Source organism: Ruegeria sp. HKCCSA071, assembly GCF_017872555.1.
GTDB lineage: Bacteria > Pseudomonadota > Alphaproteobacteria > Rhodobacterales > Rhodobacteraceae > Ruegeria.
Genome location: NZ_JAEDOX010000001.1, coordinates 1,426,967 through 1,441,135 on the forward strand (window position 1 = coordinate 1,426,967; position 14,169 = coordinate 1,441,135).

12 protein-coding genes and 1 tRNA gene are annotated in these 14,169 nt (G+C 58.0%); 5 read left to right on the top strand and 8 right to left on the bottom strand.

All coding sequences use genetic code 11. The annotated features are described in order from the left end of the window. The first annotated feature begins 46 nt into the window (after positions 1-46). Positions 47-880, top strand: coding sequence for a LysR family transcriptional regulator (locus tag I9188_RS07065; RefSeq protein ID WP_209599578.1), 834 nt, complete (start codon positions 47-49; stop codon positions 878-880). A 2-nt stretch (positions 881-882) separates the two neighbouring features. Here the strand turns inward: I9188_RS07065 and lptF are convergent, their stop codons facing one another. Further along, positions 883-2,022 carry an LPS export ABC transporter permease LptF gene (lptF, locus tag I9188_RS07070; protein WP_209504690.1) on the bottom strand — a complete coding sequence of 380 codons (1,140 nt, stop codon included), beginning with the start codon at positions 2,020-2,022 and terminating at the stop codon, positions 883-885. Positions 2,023-2,459: 437 nt separating this feature from the next. On the opposite strand from lptF, the gene I9188_RS07075 reads away from it, so the two are divergent. Beyond that, positions 2,460-2,678: a hypothetical protein gene (locus tag I9188_RS07075; protein ID WP_209599579.1), complete on the top strand. Its 219-nt coding sequence runs from the start codon at positions 2,460-2,462 to the stop codon at positions 2,676-2,678. 164 nt (positions 2,679-2,842) lie between these two features. On the opposite strand, the gene I9188_RS07080 is transcribed toward I9188_RS07075, so the two are convergent. Next, a tRNA-Trp gene (locus I9188_RS07080) sits at positions 2,843-2,918 on the bottom strand. A 141-nt stretch (positions 2,919-3,059) separates the two neighbouring features. Between I9188_RS07080 and I9188_RS07085 the strand changes: the two genes are divergently transcribed. Continuing rightward, the gene (locus I9188_RS07085) at positions 3,060-3,764 is read left to right on the top strand and encodes a DUF374 domain-containing protein (protein WP_209504692.1); all 705 of its coding nucleotides are present in this window, start codon (positions 3,060-3,062) and stop codon (positions 3,762-3,764) included. Here I9188_RS07085 and I9188_RS07090 read toward each other — a convergent pair. The 5 genes from I9188_RS07090 to I9188_RS07110 all read right to left on the bottom strand — a co-directional run bounded on the left by I9188_RS07090 (position 3,761) and on the right by I9188_RS07110 (position 10,934). Next, complete coding sequence (locus tag I9188_RS07090) at positions 3,761-4,006, bottom strand: MoaD/ThiS family protein (protein ID WP_170346142.1); 246 nt, start codon at positions 4,004-4,006, stop codon at positions 3,761-3,763. The genes I9188_RS07085 and I9188_RS07090 overlap by 4 nt on opposite strands. Next, positions 3,999-6,254, bottom strand: coding sequence for a xanthine dehydrogenase family protein molybdopterin-binding subunit (locus I9188_RS07095; protein WP_209504693.1), 2,256 nt, complete (start codon positions 6,252-6,254; stop codon positions 3,999-4,001). The genes I9188_RS07090 and I9188_RS07095 overlap by 8 nt, the downstream gene beginning before the upstream one ends. Continuing rightward, entirely contained in the window at positions 6,254-6,733 is a 480-nt protein-coding gene (locus tag I9188_RS07100) for a (2Fe-2S)-binding protein (RefSeq protein WP_209504694.1), read from the bottom strand. Before I9188_RS07100 ends, I9188_RS07095 begins: the two co-directional genes overlap by 1 nt. Then, positions 6,730-7,596 (bottom strand): xanthine dehydrogenase family protein subunit M, encoded by an 867-nt coding sequence (locus tag I9188_RS07105; RefSeq protein ID WP_209504695.1) that lies wholly within the window; start codon positions 7,594-7,596, stop codon positions 6,730-6,732. Before I9188_RS07105 ends, I9188_RS07100 begins: the two co-directional genes overlap by 4 nt. Positions 7,597-7,721: 125 nt before the next feature. Then, on the bottom strand, positions 7,722-10,934 hold the full coding sequence (locus I9188_RS07110; RefSeq protein WP_209504696.1) for a reductive dehalogenase: 3,213 nt from the start codon (positions 10,932-10,934) through the stop codon (positions 7,722-7,724). Between the two features lie 75 nt (positions 10,935-11,009). Between I9188_RS07110 and I9188_RS07115 the strand changes: the two genes are divergently transcribed. After that, the gene (locus I9188_RS07115) at positions 11,010-11,912 is read left to right on the top strand and encodes a LysR family transcriptional regulator (protein ID WP_209504697.1); all 903 of its coding nucleotides are present in this window, start codon (positions 11,010-11,012) and stop codon (positions 11,910-11,912) included. A 131-nt stretch (positions 11,913-12,043) separates the two neighbouring features. Further along, complete coding sequence (locus tag I9188_RS07120; protein ID WP_209504698.1) at positions 12,044-12,745, top strand: SDR family oxidoreductase; 702 nt, start codon at positions 12,044-12,046, stop codon at positions 12,743-12,745. Positions 12,746-12,748: 3 nt separating this feature from the next. Here I9188_RS07120 and I9188_RS07125 read toward each other — a convergent pair whose 3' ends face one another. Then, positions 12,749-14,020, bottom strand: a complete 1,272-nt coding sequence (locus tag I9188_RS07125) for an FAD-binding oxidoreductase (RefSeq protein WP_209504699.1) — start codon at positions 14,018-14,020, stop codon at positions 12,749-12,751. Positions 14,021-14,169: the final 149 nt, after the last annotated feature.

A 14,169-nucleotide genomic window follows, 5' to 3' on the forward strand; every position in this document is an offset into this window, starting at 1 on the left:
AAAAAATAAATTGATTTTATCAGAATGATCAAAAAATACTCTCAACATGCGGACCAAAGCCTTGGAAACTTTTCTATGTGTGGCTGAAACAGGTGGTTTTCATGCCGCTGCCCGTAAACTGAATGTGACTCAAACGGCCGTCAGCGCGCGCATTCATCTGATCGAAGAAGAAACCGGCAGACCACTATTCACCCGCGGAGCCGGTGGCACTTCGCTGACCGAGTTTGGCCAACAATTCAAACCGTATGCAGAACAAATACTGTCTCTTTGGGCCTTCGCGTCGCGCGATTTACCATTGCAGACACAAAACCGCCCAGCACTTCGGTTGGGTGGTCAGCTTAGTATCTGGGACCCTCTGCTTGTGGATCTGGCTGTTCGGTTCGAACAGCGCTTTGACAAACTGCTGCTGACACTGAATTACGACCACGATCTGAACATGGTTGAAGCTGTGGCGACCCATGTGCTGGACGTGGCGATTACGCATGAAACGCCATCGGACCGACGTGTCACCTATCACGAGCTGGAACCGGAGCTTCTAACCCTCGTCAGAACCCCACAAACAGCAACAGCAGAAAAAGATCTGGTCTTCGTCAACCTTGAACTTGGTGAGATCTACCAGGATCACGTCAGATCGGCTGTACGACGCGCCTCAGGGCAGACCTTGTTTCTTGGCAATTGCATGATGGCGCTACGGTATGTCCTGCAAAGAGGCGGATGTGGCTACTTCCCCGATTACGTCATTTCCCAACATCTGGCTTCGGGGGCTCTCGAACCGGTCGAAGACAGTGTTAGCCTGCCGCTGCCGATGTATCTGGTCGCCCGCGGTGATCACAAGGAATTTGACGACATTCGGTGTTGTCTGGAAGAACTTCGAGCCTGAAATCAAGCGGGTGTTGGGATGACCTCGGACCCGCGCGCACGTTTCCGTAAAAGCGGGCGACCTGCGACAAGCAGAAAGCAACACGAAATCAGCACACCCATTATGGCGGGAAGGTAAAGCAGCGCCCAAAGCCTCGGGTCATCAATCACAACCGGGGACACAAACCCGCGAACGCCTTCAAGCAGTACAAGTATGGTAAATGCACCCAAAATCTGAGGCCACAATCCAAACCGTGAAAAGCTGCCCAGCATCAGGGTCGAATACCCCGCCAGCGACACCGCAATGCAAATAACTATCCAGGAAAAACGCTGGTGCAATTCTTCGATCAACTTACCCTGGCTGAACCCTTCGGTTTTTGAGATCGCATCACGGTCGAAGATCAGATCAGAGGTCGGAATGGCTTCGAGGCTGCGATGCGCCATTGGGCTTGTGTTCGTCAGCTCAGAGATGTCGTATGATGCGTCCTGAAACAGGGTCGAGGACAGAACCCTGCCCACCTTGTTCAGGCGCAGCGCTACCCCGTCGACCATCACCAGATGAATTCCTGCGTCGTTGTTGACCAGATAGGCGGTCACGCTGGAATAGCTGACTGCGTTTTCCGGGTCGCGGCGATCCGATACGAAAACCTCGTGCAACGTACCGTCCAGATCGATGCCCCCGATGTAAACCGTAACATCTTCGGCGGGGTGCAGAAACTCACCTTCATTCAACAACTGCGCTGTCACATCTCCTGCAACTTCGGCTTGTCGGGTCTCCAGTTGTTCGACCGATGCAGGGCGCAGGAACACGCTGATGGCGGCCATCATCAGACCAGTGATCAAACCGAACAAAACAACGGCCCGCGCCAGTCGCCACGGGCTTGACCCGGTTGCCAGCATCACTGTCATCTCGCTTTCGCGACTCAATCTGTTGGTCGCATAGACAGCAGCCGCAAATACAGCCATCGGCATAACCGTACGAACAAGTGTTGGCAGGGTAAGCGCGGTGAATTCAAGAAACACCATAGCGGACTGGCCACCGCTGATGACTTTGTCAAACAGGCTGACGGAACGGGTGATCCAGAACACACCCACCAGGACAAGGGTGAAGAAGCCGAATAAAACCAGCAATTGCCGCAGGAAATATCCATCAAAACGCGACATGTATCCTCATCCGGCTGATTGCGTCGTGGCCGGACAATAAGTCAATCGCCCACCCAAGGAAACCTCGATTACCGCCTCAGAACCGACATCGGCGACAACCTAGTTACCCGGACATGGGAAGGGCGCGCTCAACCACAAGCGCGCCCCATCCACAAGAGAGAAAAACAAAAAAAGCGTCATGTACCGAACGTGAGCGCCAACTCATAACAGTAGTAAGTAAAGCGGGATTCTAGTGATTGGTCTGTAACTTAGTTCACTATGGACCGGTCACATGAACACTCTTGCGGACAAGCACCCCAGCAAAAAGTTAACGACATGTTAACGTCTTGTTTCCAACCCATTCACTGTTCTACCCACATAATGATACCTGTTGGTTATCGTGAATGTCCGTGACAGGACGATTGCGAAAACCAGCATCAGTTGGCAAAAAAGGTCCGATGGCAATGCATAAACCTTCGACATCAGAAGCCGCTGCACTTAATGCGCAATTACTGAAAAAGAGCGACTCGGATTACGATGTCGCTATGTGGGCCGCGTGTGCATTGATGGCGCTCCACTCAAACAAGCCGGCGGTGTTTCAAGAATATCAGCATATGTGGGCTAAAAAACTGGATGCCGTAGGTCCGCACGAAAATACAGGTGCCAACAAAAGATAATAACAGGGCACGATGGCCTCGCACCATTGTAGCAGTGTTGCCGAAGCCGATTCTGCGACCAGTAATAACCCAAGCGCGAATTGGCTGAAGACAGGCAAAGCGAACTCAAAGGCTGAAACCCGTTCACCCTTGGATATCACAACTGAGTATTCGGACGATTTTAATGGCAGGGGCAGCAGGGTTCGAACCCGCGACCTACGGTTTTGGAGACCGTCGCTCTACCAACTGAGCTATACCCCTGTAGTGAGCCCCAGATATGCCAGCCGCGCGGCGGACTCAAGAGGCTTTTTCAGATTCCCACCCACGAAATGCCCGGACAAACAAGTTGCGCAAAACGCATGGTGCGCTAAGACAAGGACCGGTTAGCAGAAGGAACTCGGCGTGAACCTCCGTAAGAAGATTGCAGACAGTGAAGCTGTGCTAAACTGGGTGGCGCGTCGGATTGCAAACTATATTCGGCTGGTACACCGCAACACACGATGGCAGCGCATCGGCTATGACGAACTGGACCAATTGGCCGAACAGGGTGAGCCGGTCATCGTTGTTCTCTGGCACCAACGGCTGGCGCAGTCGCCCTATTTCTTCCCGCTGGACAAGGGGCGCATCTGTTCGATTACATCTTCTGCGCGGGCTGGCAGCATGGTGGGTCGCGTGCAGAAGCTGTTCGGAATGGACACGATTGCCATGTCCAGTCATCAACGCCACGTGGCATTGTCGCGCGAAGTGCTTGGCAAAATGAAACAGGGAATATCCATTGGCATAGCGGCAGACGGCCCCCGTGGGCCAGAGCGGGTTTTGTCGACGGTTCCGCTGGTTTGGGCGCGCGCATCGGGTAAACGTGTGTTTGGTATTACCTTTTCGGCGAAACATGGGCGCGAAGCAGGAACATGGGATCATCTTTTGATGCCCCGCCCATGGGGTAACCAGGGGGTGTTTCTGTGCCGGGAATGGACGGAAACAGTTCCGCGCAAAGCCAGTGAAGACGAAATCGAAACGCTGCGCCAAAGCCTTGAGCAGCATATGAACGATATCACGGCCGAGGCAGACCGAATGGTCGGGCGCGAGCCTTGGTCGCCTGACGCTTAACCGCCTCTCAACCTTTGCATCAGATAGACTTCACTGCCCTCGGGAATTGGTTCGGTCAGTCCGGTCGCGATCACGCGCCCGTCGACAGCGATAGACACGCCAGCGTCGATGGGTGCCTGAAGCTGCGGATGCGCACGCACGAGCGCGCGCAGCAACTCTCCGGTGGTTTTGGCCTCGACCTCAACCACCTGCTGACCCCCGGTCAGTGACCGGAGGCCGGACCAGAGGTGAACCTCAACCATTGTCCTTGAGAGCGGCCAGAATACGTGGCGGCGACATCGGCAACCGCTTCATCCGCACGCCAGCCGCGTTGGACACAGCGTTGGCAATGGCGGCCAGTGGCGGCACGATACCCGTCTCACCCACACCGCGGACGCCAAACGGGTGGCCCGGATTCGGAACCTCGACGATCACGGTGTCGATCATCGGCAAGTCGCTGGCCACCGGGATGCGGTAGTCGAGAAAGATCGAGTTCTGCAAGCGACCGTCTTCACCGTAGATATATTCCTCGTTCAGGGCCCAGCCGATACCCTGCGCGGCACCGCCCTGATACTGGCCTTCGACATAGGTCGGATGGATCGCCTTGCCCGCGTCCTGAATGACCGTGTAGCGGGTCACACTGGTCTTACCGGTTTCCGGGTCAACCTCGGCATCCACGATGTGGGTGCCAAAGGACACGCCAGCACCTTCGGGGGTTGCCTCGAAATGACCCGAGATCGGACCACCGGTGCGGCCCATATCGGCGGTGATATCGGCCAGCGGCATCGGATCGAAATCGCCTGCATTCGGCCCTGAGGGCACTGCACAGCCATTTTCCCATTTCACCGCATCAACCGGGATGCCCCATTTGGCCGCGGCCCGTTCGCACAGTTTCTCGACCGCGTGTCTCGCAGCCTTGATTGTCGCCAGCCCTGACGCGTAGGTCACGCGAGAGCCATGGCTTACGTCATTGTAGCCCAGTGTAGCCGTATCGGCGATGGTCACCCGGATGTTTTCATACGGGATGCCCAGAACCTCGGCCGCCATCAGGGCCATCGACGCGCGCGAGCCACCGATATCAGGCGTTCCGACCATCACCTGAGCCGAACCATCCTCGGATAAGGCAAGCGAAACGCTGGTCTCGCCACCATGGTTAAACCAGAAGCCACAGGAAATACCGCGCCCCTGCCCCGGCTTCAGCGGAGCCGAATAATGAGGATGTGCCTTGGCTGCTTCCAGCGTTTCGACAAGACCGATGCGCTCGTAGGTCGGTCCATAGCTGGCTTTCGTGCCCTCATGCGCGGCGTTCTTCAGGCGCACCTCAACGGGGTCGAGACCCAGCTTGTTGCACAACTCGTCAATCACGGACTCGACTGCAAAGGCACCCATCGGTGCACCCGGCGCGCGGTACGCTGCCTGCTTTGGGCGGTTGGCCATCACGTCATAGCCGATCTGCTTGACGTTGGTCAGGTTGTAGGGTGCGAAGGCACACATGGCTGTCATGTCGCCCGGCGCGCCGGGAAAGGCCCCGCCCTGCAAACGGAAAATACCCTGAGCCGCCGAGATCGTGCCGTCTTTCTTCATGCCGATCTTGACGTCCATCGAGGCAGACGAAGTCGGACCAGTAGCCCGGAACACCTCGGACCGGGTCATCACAAGCTTGACCGGGCGATTGGCCTTACGGCTGAGCGCTAGTGCGACGGGCTCGATGAAAACGGTTGTCTTACCGCCAAACCCTCCGCCGATCTCAGACGCAGTGACGCGCAACTGCGAGGTTTCAATTCCCAGAAGCGCAGCACAGGTTTTCTGCGCAATCCAATGCCCTTGTGTCGTGCACCACAACTCACCCTTGCCGTCATTACCCAATATGGCCAGACAGGCGTGAGGTTCAATATAACCCTGATGCGTCGCTTCGGTGACGAAACTATCTTCGATGATCAGATCAGCTTCGGCAAATCCGGCCTCGAGATCACCGTGACCACTTTCATGATAACGGACAACGTTCGGGTGCATTCCTTCCGGCACGGAATAATCCGCCGCCCCTTCGCGGATCACGGGCGCATCCGGTGCCATCGCCTTATCCACATCGGTGACGTGGGGCAGAACTTCGTACTCGACCTCGATCAACTTGAGCGCGTCACGCGCCGCCAATGCTGAAGTCGCAGCGACCGCTGCAACTGCGTGCCCGTCATATAGCGCTTTCTCACCGGCCATAACGTTTTCCAGAACGTTATAGAATTCACCTTCCAGACCGGGCTTGAACGGCACGTCAGCAAAGTCGGCGCGCGTCACAACAGCTTTGACATCCTTGTGCGCCTCGGCTTTCGACGCATCAATTTTCACGATCCGCGCATGCGCATGTGGTGAGCGCAGGATCGCGCCATGCAGCATTCCCGGGGCGTAGGCATCCGCACCGAATTTGGCGCGGCCGGTCACCTTGTCCAGACCGTCGGGACGGTTGGGGCGGGTGCCGACAAAAGTGAAGTCTGATTTACGATCGTCCAGAGCCATTACGACGCCTCCCGCATCTCAGCCGCCGTATCCATTACGGCGCGAATGATCTTGTCATATCCAGTACAACGGCAGAGGTTGCCTGCCAGCCAATACCGCGTCTCTTCCTCGGTCGGGTTCGGGTTTTTCTCCAGCAACGACTTGGCCGCCACCAGAATGCCCGGCGTGCAGATGCCGCATTGCAGGGCAGCGTATTCGATCATCTTCTTTTGCAGCGGATGCAGAATATCACCGTCGGCAATGCCTTCGACCGTTTCGATCTGCTTACCTTCAGCCTCGACACCCAGCATCAGGCATGAACAGACCAGACGGCCATCAACGGTGACCGAACACGCGCCGCAATCGCCGGTGCCACACCCTTCTTTCGCACCAGTCAGGTTCAGCTTGTCGCGCAGACAATCCAGCAGAGTTTCACGCGGATCACACAGGTATTCGACCGCATCGCCATTCACGGTGGTTGTTACGTGAAACTTTTTCATGCGTCTTCTCCCTTCGCGCGGGCATAGGCAATTTTCGCGGCGCGCTTGGCCAGAACGCCCGCGACCTCGGTGCGGAACGCAATCGTGCCGCGCTTGTCGTCAATCGGGTTACAGGCGGCGGAGGCAGCGGCGGCCAGCGCCTCCATGGACGCATCATCCAGCGTGCTGCCGATAATGGCCTTGGCACAGTCTTCGACCAGCAGAACGGTTGGGGCCACGGCGCCCAGTGATACGCGGGCCTCAGTGATGGTGTCACCGTCAAGACGCAGGTTCACACCAACGCCAACCACCGCGATGTCCATTTCGGTGCGGGGGATAAACCGCAGATAGGCATCGCCGCCGTTTTCACCACGCGCAGGGATATTGACCGCCGAGATCAGTTCGCCTTTGGCCAGTGAGGTTTTGCCGGGGCCGGTCGGAATATCCTCGACCGCGACTTCGCGAGTGCCGTCCCGGCCGGTCACGGTGACAGTTACACCAGCTGCGACCATGGCGGGCACGGAATCAGCCGCAGGTGAGCCGTTACACAGGTTACCAGTCGGTGTTGCACGCCCCTGCACCTGTGTTGATCCGATCAGGTCCATCGCCTCGACCACACCGGGCCAGTCACGACCCAACTCGGGATGCTCGCTCATTTCGGCACCGGTTGCGGCAATTCCCAACGTCCAGCTTCCATCAGCGTTGCGGGTGATGTCGCGTACACCGTTGATTTTCTTGATGTCGATCAGCGTATCAGGCGTCACCAACTCCGAGCGCAGCTGCACCAATACGTCGGTGCCGCCCGCCAGAAAGCGCGTGATGCCCGTCGCATTTGCGGCCAGAGCCGAAGCCTCGGCAAAGCTGGCGGGGCTGTGATAATCCATAATGCTACCTCGCACCTGTTGGTCAGGGATATCTGGGTTCGGGGCGACGTTAATTCACCACCCACCTGACGTCCATGGGCCGAGCGACCAAATTTCACCGTCCAAAGGTCGCTTTCTGACCATGCTTACAGATCGAGCTCGATCACACCATCCGGCTCCGCAGCGCGGCTTTGGCACAGAATCATGGCCCCTTGGCGCTGCTTTTTGGACAGCACGAAATCCCGATGCTCGACCTCGCCCGAAAGGAAGCCACATTTGCACACACCACAGATACCATCGGCGCATTTCACATCTACGTGAAAACCCGCCTCGTTCAGAACCTGCGCGGCATCCTTGTCTGCGGGAACCGGCAGCGTCTTCCCTGAATGCGCGAGTTTCAGGGTAAATGGATGATTTTCGTATTCCGGGGTTTCCGGGACCGAGAAATATTCAAGATGTCGCGCCTCTTCGGGGAAACCCTGATGTTCTGCGGCCTGCATGACCCCATCCATGTACCGATCAGGCCCGCACGTATAGACGTGCCATCCCTGCTGATACCCCGACAGGATTGCATCCAGATCAGCACGCGTGCCTTCATCCGAGAAATGGTAGTGGACGCGGTTCGCCCAGGGCATCCCCGCCAGATCATCCAGATACCCCGCGCCGCCCCGCGTGCTGGCCGAGTAGTGCAACTCGAAATCCATGCCCAATGCGTGCAGGCGATGAGCAAAAGCAATCATCGGAGTGATACCGATACCACCCCCCATCAAAAAGGTTTTGGACGCCTCTTCATCCAGTTCGAAATGGTTGATCGGTTTCGAGATGAAAACCTTGCGCCCTTCGTTGAAAATTCGGTGCAGCAAGGCCGAGCCACCCCGCCCTGCATCCTCGCGCAGAACACCGATCTGATAGGTTCCCCGCTCCGACGGGTCGCCGGACATGGAGTATTGGCGCAGGAACTCTGGCGCGACAAGCACATCCAGATGCGCACCTGCGGACCATTCAGGAAGCGGTGCACCGTCAAGGGCGGCAAATTCATACTTGGTGACGTCGGCGGTCATCTTGTCGACCTTGGTCACAGCGACCCGCATTACCGGCGCGTCACCTGCGACCTGATAGCGATGAATGATCGACATATCCCCCGCAGCTTTGCGCGCCTTGTATTCTTCGGCCGTCACCAAAGCCTCATAGGCGGCAATTCCTGCCTCGCGATCCATTGCAAACGGATAGGGCCAGGGATGCGGGGCCAGATAGGCGGGGTAGACCGCCAATGTCTGATCCTCGTATCTAAGGTCCAGTTCCTTTTGCAGATCGCGCCGGTTCAAAGGGTGTGTAGTTGGCCGATACGCCCCGTCGGGCTGCAACTCGATATCCCACCACCATTTCTTGGTGTCGTTCAAACCACCATTGCCAACCGCATCATCCAGCTTGGCCAACGCTGGCGCCGCCGAGGGGATGTTCATCGCGGCCCAGCGGAATGGGCGTTCCTTGAAGATACCCTCAAGGTTCCAGGGGCAGGTCTTCATGCACCGCCCGCACATCGCGCCACCCGGAGTGGTCACGCGATAGGTCGCGCATTTCTGACTGTCGGATTTCCAGATTTCATAGCCGTTGAACATCAGCTTTGGCCCAGCTGTGATCGCGCCCGAAGGGCATTCGCGGGCGCATTTGTTGCAAGATTCGCAAAAGCTTTGCAGACCGAAATCAATGGGCCTGTCATGCGTGATCGGCATATCGGTGGTCACCACGCCTGATTTCAGGCGCGGTCCCAGATAGGGGTTCAGGATAACTTCTCCGATCCGGCTGACCTCGCCCAACCCCGAGAGCAGCAACAGCGGCGGTTGCAGCACCTCGCCATCCATCACCGTATGCGCCTTGGCCTTGTAGCCCAGGTTGCGGATCTGCTGCGCAATCACCCCGCCCAGCAGCGAAAACCGCAGATAGGCCCGCATAGATTGTGCGACGCTGATCCAGTCATCACCGCTGGCACCCTCCATCGTCTCATAGCCCTGATCGATGATCATGCTGACGGCCTGATCATGGGGCGGTACGATTTCTTCGCCTGTCGCGTCATGGGAATACCAGGCCCATTCTGGGCACCGGCTGAGACCCACCGCATCGACCCCAAGAAAATAGGTCGCAGCCTTGATGTTTGCAGCGTTGCGTTGCGCGTCAGATGGCTTGGTCGCGTCAGCACTTTCACCGTCCTGCAACAGTACAAACGCACCCAAAGCACGGCGTTGGGCAAAGCTGGGCGCGGCCTTGCGCACGTAGTACCCGCCTTTCGCGGCGTCCTGCAATGGCTTCCCCATGTCGCCGAACTGGGCGCGGGCGAACATGTCGGCGCGCTTGGGAACGCGGGCAACGTTCTCTTCGTCGATATAGGTTGTCGGGGTTTCGACCCGTTTGAGCTTTTCGAAGGGATGGGCCCCGTCCACATAGCGTCGTTTGGCATATGGATCACGGTTGAGGGCGTTCTTGGCAAAGCCCGTTCCCAACCACCATGCTGGCCCCTGCGTCTGAAACCAAGGCTGATCGGCCATAGGCTTCAGCGGTTTTTCATGGGCGATCGGCATGTCAGTCGTCACAGCGGCCAAACCAAAGCGCTTGCCCAGCCAGGGCACGACGACCGCTCCATCTTCGACCGAAGCCAACCCGGCGGCGACCGCCAGCTTGCCCAAATCAACGTCGGTCGACATCATGCTGTGCGCCCGCGCGTCAAAGCCCAAAAGGCGGATGTAATTGGCGATGACCACCGCGTTCTCGGTCGCCAGCAGACAGGCACGATGATCCTGCGCGCCGACAATCCAATCAGCGCCGGGTTCGAACGGGTCGGGATTGCGGTTGTGTTCGTAAAGAAAGACAATGCTGTGCCGATGGCTGTCGATCGGCTTGGGCGCGGCCTCCATACTGTCTTTCAGATCAGCCATGATGACGTCGATCCCGGATGCCAGCGTTTTGGTCTGACGTGTGCGCAACGCGTGGGCAAGCCGGTCGATATCGGGATTGCGGCGGGCGTCGGGCAACAGGGCGTCGGATGGCAGCGGTCCGCACCCCAGCATCGACGCATCGTTGAAATAGCCGAACGCTTTAATGTGGTTGGCCCGGTCCTGCGGATTCGATGGAACCTCGGATGCAACCGGGTTCACCATTCCGTCGCGGATGGCGTCCATCATCGCCTGAAACTCACGCATCGCATTGACGATGCTGTCAGGGTGTTCCGGTCGGTGGAAACTCAGCTCGGCCATAGGGGGCACAAGTGACAGATCCGGCATGTCTTCTTGTCGGGCCAAACGCTCCAGCGGGTAGCCGCCCATATGAACGGGCCGGTTTCTGTCCGAGAAAAAGCGGATTCCCATCGCATATCTCCTGTTGATGTCCGTCCCGTACCCCGCCATGGACAGCAAATCCACTCATGGCTAATCATAAATAGTATGAGCAAATTCGATTTCATTGACCTCGACGGCAAGGTTCTGCGCACTTTTTTGACGATACTCGAGGAAAGCTCGGTCTCGAAAGCTGCGGATCGGCTGGACGTCACGCAATCGGCCATAAGCCACACGCTGGCCAAGCTCCGGCAGGTCCTGGGCGATCCGTTGTTTGTCCGGTCCGGTCAGGGCCTGACCCCGACCGAGCGCGCCTTGTCCCTGAAGGAGCCCGCGCAAAAGGTGCTGGACGGAATGCGGGCGCTGACCGACGGCCGACCGTTCGACCCGTTGTCGGAACAGATCCACATCCGCATCGCCACCAATGACATGCCACGAGAACTGATCTTTCCACAGCTGCTGCGTGACACCCGCGCCGAAGGCGTGCGCCTGCGGTTGGAGTTCATCCCATCGGGTGTGCCCGACCCCGAATTGTTGCGCAGCGACCGGTGCCAGTTGATGCTAACCCCGCTGCCGCCCGACGGACCGGATATTTTCCAGAAAAGACTGATCGAAAGCCCGCTGATGGTGTTCTACGACGCCACGCAACGCACGCCCCCGGACAGTTGGGAAGACTATTGCCACAGCGACCATGTCGAGGTGCGATTTGCCGATGGCCGAAACGCTCGCGCCGTCATGCGTGGCGTCGATCAAAGCCAGATCAGGCCAGCGGTGGTGACCCTGCCGCATTTCAACGCGATCCCGGCCTTTGTGCAGGGCGGCGACTTGATCTCGACAGATACGGCACTGATGAAACAGGGGCCGTTGGCCGTGCTTGATTGCGCACCGTTACCTTTCGCCTGCCCGCCTGTGTCCATCTATATGGTCTGGCATCAAAGATCGACCAATGACCCCGCCCACCGCTGGTTACGCGGCCGGTTAGAAGCCATCGCAGCGTTCCTTCAGACCTGAGATGGTTGTCAGCTACGCATGACCAATGCCAGGTTCGGCTGCGGGGCGCGGTCACGAGTATTCAACAAAACTGATTGGTCAAACCGCAATTCATTCGCCATCCTGAAACCAAATCAAAACGGAGATCTCAGATGGAGAAAGTAGCACTTATCACAGCAGGCGGCAGCGGCATGGGCGCGGATTCCGCTCGGCGGCTGGCCGCGGACGGTTTCAAGGTCGGGATACTGTCATCCTCGGGCAAGGGCGAAGCGTTGGCGCATGAGTTGGGAGGCGTCGGTGTAACCGGCTCGAACCAGTCTACGGAGGATCTGCAAAAGCTTGTTGCTGCAGCCATGTCCCATTGGGGGCGCATCGACGTCCTGGTCAATTCCGCCGGCCACGGCCCCCGTGCTCCGATCCTTGAGTTGACGGACGAGGATTGGCACACCGGCATGGACGTCTACTTTATGAACGCGGTCCGCCCCACGCGGCTTGTGACACCGATCATGCAGGCGCAGGGCGGTGGATCGATCATCAATATCTCGACCTTCGCCGCGTTCGAACCTGACCCGGTCTTTCCGACCTCGGGCGTGTTTCGCGCCGGGCTGGCCGCCTTCACCAAACTGTTCTCGGACAAATACGCTGCCGAAAACATCCGCATGAACAACATCCTGCCCGGTTTCATTGACAGCCTGCCCGAAAAAGAAGAGTTCCGCGCGCGCATTCCCATGGGGCGTTATGGGCGCAGTTATGATGAGGTCGCTTCGGTCGTGGCCCTGCTGGCATCCGAAGGGGGCGGCTACATCACCGGGCAGAATATCCGGGTTGATGGTGGCATTACCCGATCGGTCTAAATTTCAGATCCGCGCTTTTATCAGATGCGTCAGTGCCGCGCCGGATTCAAAAAAGGCGCGGCGCACGCGCGTCCAGCTTTCGCGATGCTCATGCACCGCAGGAACGGGCAAAAGCGAAGGCTCACCTGCAAGAAGACTTTCGGCCATCATTCGACCGAACACCGTGCCGGGGCCAATACCACGGCCGGAATACCCGTGCGCAGCCAGAGCGTTAGGGCCAATCTGCGTGATTTTCGGGATATGGTCCGAAGTCATGGCAATCCGACCGTGCCAACCCTGTTCAAACGGCTGATCGGCAAGCTGAGGATAAAGCTCAGCCAGTTTGCGTCGGACCCATCCGGTATGCGCGCTGCGGCCTGCATTCCCCAGATCACCCATGCCGCCAATGATCATCCGCCCCGCCTGATCCAACCGGAAGGACGTCATGATCAGCCCTGTATCCCAGCACCCTTCTTCCTGCGGCAGGATGTTGGCGCGCAAATTATGCGAAAGCGGGGCCGTTGCGTATTGAAAGTAATAAACGGGAACATAGGCGGGCGCAGTATCTGGCAATCCTAGGTGATAGGCGTTGGTTGCCTGAATGACGGACTTGGCCCTTACAGTCCCGCTCGGTGTGGTCAACACCCATTGCCCACCGTCGTGCCGAAGGGTCTGCACTGGACTTTGTTCATGTATCTGCGCCCCGGCCTGAGACGCGGCACGCGCCAATCCCATGACATAAGCCAAGGGTTGTATAGTTCCTGCGCGAGGGTCGAACAACGCCCCATGGAAAGCATCGCTACCGGTCCGGTCACGGGCCTGATCCGCCGACAGCAGCTCTACCGGCGCGCCAGACCCGCTTAGCTGCGCGTGGCGCGTTTGCAGATTCTTCAGCCCCGAGGCGGAATGCGCGCAATGCAGGGTTCCGTTGCGAATGGGCTCACATGCGATGCCGTGTTCTTCGATCAGGGAAAAAACGTCTGACGGTGCTTTACCCAACAAATCGATCAGCCGATCGCCAGCCTCTGCACCGATATGCGCGCGAATGTCATCCGGTGGCAGCCACAGCCCGGCATTGACCAAACCGACATTGCGCCCCGACCCGCCAAACCCGATCTTCTGCGCTTCAAGCAAACAGACCGAAGCGCCGGTACGGGCTGCCGTCAAGGCAGCTGAACACCCGGTATATCCGCCACCTATGATGGCCAGATCAACGGTTGTATCACTGCTCAGCGGCAGAGCCGTGACTGCTTCGGTACATGTAGTCCGCCACAGGGCTTGTTCGGGATCGTTCACGTCAGACCTCTGAGTCTTTTAGGCGGATCATCATGCCGCTGCACGTCCTTTGCAAGTGGCCAACTGCGGTCGGGTCAGCAAAGAAAAAACCCCGCAAGCACGGGCCTGCGAGGTCCAAAAGAAGTGAATAGTCCGTCAGGGATGATGAC

Bases quoted from the DNA above. Each gene is read 5' to 3' on its own strand.
- I9188_RS07090 (WP_170346142.1), bottom strand. From the start codon at position 4,006: ATGGTTGAGGTTCACCTCTGGTCCGGCCTCCGGTCACTGACCGGGGGT.
- I9188_RS07095 (WP_209504693.1), bottom strand. From the start codon at position 6,254: ATGGCTCTGGACGATCGTAAATCAGACTTCACTTTTGTCGGCACCCGC.
- I9188_RS07065 (WP_209599578.1), top strand. From the start codon at position 47: ATGCGGACCAAAGCCTTGGAAACTTTTCTATGTGTGGCTGAAACAGGT.
- I9188_RS07120 (WP_209504698.1), top strand. From the start codon at position 12,044: ATGGAGAAAGTAGCACTTATCACAGCAGGCGGCAGCGGCATGGGCGCG.
- I9188_RS07115 (WP_209504697.1), top strand. From the start codon at position 11,010: ATGAGCAAATTCGATTTCATTGACCTCGACGGCAAGGTTCTGCGCACT.
- I9188_RS07075 (WP_209599579.1), top strand. From the start codon at position 2,460: ATGGCAATGCATAAACCTTCGACATCAGAAGCCGCTGCACTTAATGCG.
- I9188_RS07100 (WP_209504694.1), bottom strand. From the start codon at position 6,733: ATGAAAAAGTTTCACGTAACAACCACCGTGAATGGCGATGCGGTCGAA.
- I9188_RS07105 (WP_209504695.1), bottom strand. From the start codon at position 7,596: ATGGATTATCACAGCCCCGCCAGCTTTGCCGAGGCTTCGGCTCTGGCC.
- I9188_RS07110 (WP_209504696.1), bottom strand. From the start codon at position 10,934: ATGGGAATCCGCTTTTTCTCGGACAGAAACCGGCCCGTTCATATGGGC.
- lptF (WP_209504690.1), bottom strand. From the start codon at position 2,022: ATGTCGCGTTTTGATGGATATTTCCTGCGGCAATTGCTGGTTTTATTC.